This window comes from Chitinophaga sp., from assembly GCF_035564935.1.
In the GTDB taxonomy this organism is placed as follows: domain Bacteria; phylum Bacteroidota; class Bacteroidia; order Chitinophagales; family Chitinophagaceae; genus Chitinophaga.
This window is the reverse complement of record NZ_DATMTE010000527.1, coordinates 1-2,260: the sequence shown is the minus strand read 5'-3', so window position 1 is coordinate 2,260 and position 2,260 is coordinate 1. Positions and strand designations below refer to the sequence as shown.

General features: G+C 47.7%; 2 protein-coding genes and 1 tRNA gene. 2 read left to right on the top strand and 1 reads right to left on the bottom strand.

Features of this window, described 5'->3' with window-relative positions; genetic code table 11:
• The first annotated feature begins 106 nt into the window (after nt 1-106).
• Together VN105_RS13500 and VN105_RS13495 are read left to right on the top strand one after the other, a co-directional pair.
• The gene (locus tag VN105_RS13500; RefSeq protein ID WP_325641707.1) at nt 107-940 is read left to right on the top strand and encodes a hypothetical protein; all 834 of its coding nucleotides are present in this window, start codon (nt 107-109) and stop codon (nt 938-940) included.
• A 116-nt stretch (nt 941-1,056) separates the two neighbouring features.
• Nucleotides 1,057-1,129, top strand: a tRNA-Gly gene (locus VN105_RS13495).
• A 61-nt stretch (nt 1,130-1,190) separates the two neighbouring features.
• On the opposite strand, the gene VN105_RS13490 is transcribed toward VN105_RS13495, so the two are convergent.
• Nucleotides 1,191-2,260: hypothetical protein (locus tag VN105_RS13490; RefSeq protein WP_325641705.1), on the bottom strand; the 1,070-nt coding region annotated here is incomplete at its 5' end.

Sequence of the window (2,260 nt, the reverse complement as noted above, 5' to 3'; positions counted from 1 at the left end):
GGATTAGCGCCGGAAGAAATATCGCCGGATAAATTCCGGCTAAAAAATTTTAATATGATTTTTGCGTTTTACCTTTGAACATTCCAAAATCAGCGATTTTACCGGCATGAAGAAAACGATTCTACTGGCACTGAGTATACTGGCATTTGCGACCAGTGGTTTTAGTCAATATTACTTCCAGGATATTTACAATACACAGCAAACAGTAGCCACCATGGCGCTGTTGAAAGAAAACAAGGTAAAAACCCAGCAGGTACTGACGCTGGATGCCGATATGCAACCGGACCGGGATTTCCGCTGTGAACGTAACCTGAACCCTACCTACCGGCAGATGAAGGCGCAAACACAATCCAGTTCCACCGGTTACTCCGCGATGACCTCCACCTTTTCCGCCAAGGGGCAGCTGACTAAAACGGTTGATAGCTCCGGCGCCAGCATCACTACCACATTGTACCGGTACGATGAAGGCGGACGATTGCAGTATATCAGCAGTACCTCCACTGCGCGCGACAGCAAGCTGCGTTTTGATGAAAGCCGGACTTACCGTTACGACAGTACCGGTCATTTACAGCAGCTGATACAGCGCAAGGGCAGCGACTCCACCGTGGTAGCGTTTAAAACAGACAGCGCTGGTAATGTGATTGAAGAACTGGACAAACGGCGTGGCACACGGGTATATTACAACTACGACAAAGCTGGGCGGCTTACAGATGTATACCGTTATCAGCCTGCGAAAAAGCGTATGTTGCCGGACTATATCTTTGAGTATAATACGCAGGGAAATCTGGTGAAAATGACTACCGTGAACGCACAAACGTCGTCGTATACGATCTGGCAATATGAATATCAGCCGAATGGTTTACCTTTGAGTGAAACGTGCTACGGCAAAGGGCGAGAGCTAATGGGTATGGTGAAATACGCCTATGAGCTGAATCCTTAGATACAGTTAAAAAAAACGAAATTCGTAAAATATTTTAATTCAGCGCGAGAAAAATTTTGCAGCTTCAAAAAGATTGCTATCTTTGCAATCCCAACAAAAAAAGTTCTTATAATAATGCGAAAGTAGCTCATTTGGTAGAGCACGACCTTGCCAAGGTCGGGGTGGCCGGTTCGAGCCCGGTCTTTCGCTCTAAAGCCTGACTGATCATCCAGTCAGGCTTTTTTTATGCCCGGAAGTGAGGGCCTTCCAGTTAATAATCCCCACTGGCGCCGCCACCACCGCCGGAGCCGCCTCCGAACTGCATATCATTGCCTGTAGCTGGCTGGGCGCCAGGTACATAAGTTTGCGCAATAATGAGTGATTCCAGCCGTAATTTATCTGCCAGGGATGGATCTTCCGGTTCCTCATAAGTAAATCCGTGCTTGGGTTCCTTCAGGTAACGGATGAGCGCCCAGGCGCCAACGGTAAGTGCCATCCCGCCCAGTACCATAGCCGTTTCCAGCGGAAGCACGCTGTGGTAATACCGTATGGTGAATACGATAGCAGCCAGCAATACCATCCCCGTACGCAGCAGCACCGCATCTTTTTTACGGATGCCCAGCCACAGGTATACCACCGGAACAACCGCTGTGTAGATCCAGAAAAACAAAGCACCTGGAATGCTTTGACCATCCTGCAGCTGCAGGTCAAACATTACATTGCTTAACTCTCTTACCACGTAATAGTTACCAGCCAGGTAAAGCGTGAGTAAGGAAAGCACGGATAAAACAGTGAGGCAATGTTTATAATGCCTGCTAAAATGATATGCCGATATCTTTTTTACAGCAACATACACGGTAACAGATACTGCCATGATAAGGAAAGGCACAATGGTTTTAGCAACAGGCCCCAGCTTTATGGCCACAGTGAATATAAAGCCAAGGAAAGCAAGGTAGGCTACACCGGCCATTACCATATCGGCAAAGCGCAAAGTGGCTAACAAGGTAACAAAGCATACTACAAAACAAACCGTAGTGGCGGAAACATGACCAGCTATCGCCATGCTGCTGCAAATCAGTAAAACCGCTCCCCATAGTAATGCATCGTCTACACCTGCGCGGAATAATTTCTTCTCCCGGATAGCCATCTCCAGGGCGCCATAGCATACCAGCCCCGCGAAGATACATAGTCCTGCAAAGCCGTCTTCATTCCGGAGCGCCTCAAGCATCATAAGCGTTAACAAGCCAAGCGAAAAGGACACAATAACAACGGTAAGAATAAACAGCCCGATCTTAATTACCGGGTTGGGTGTATAAAAATCTAGGGGGTGTGCTGCTTCAA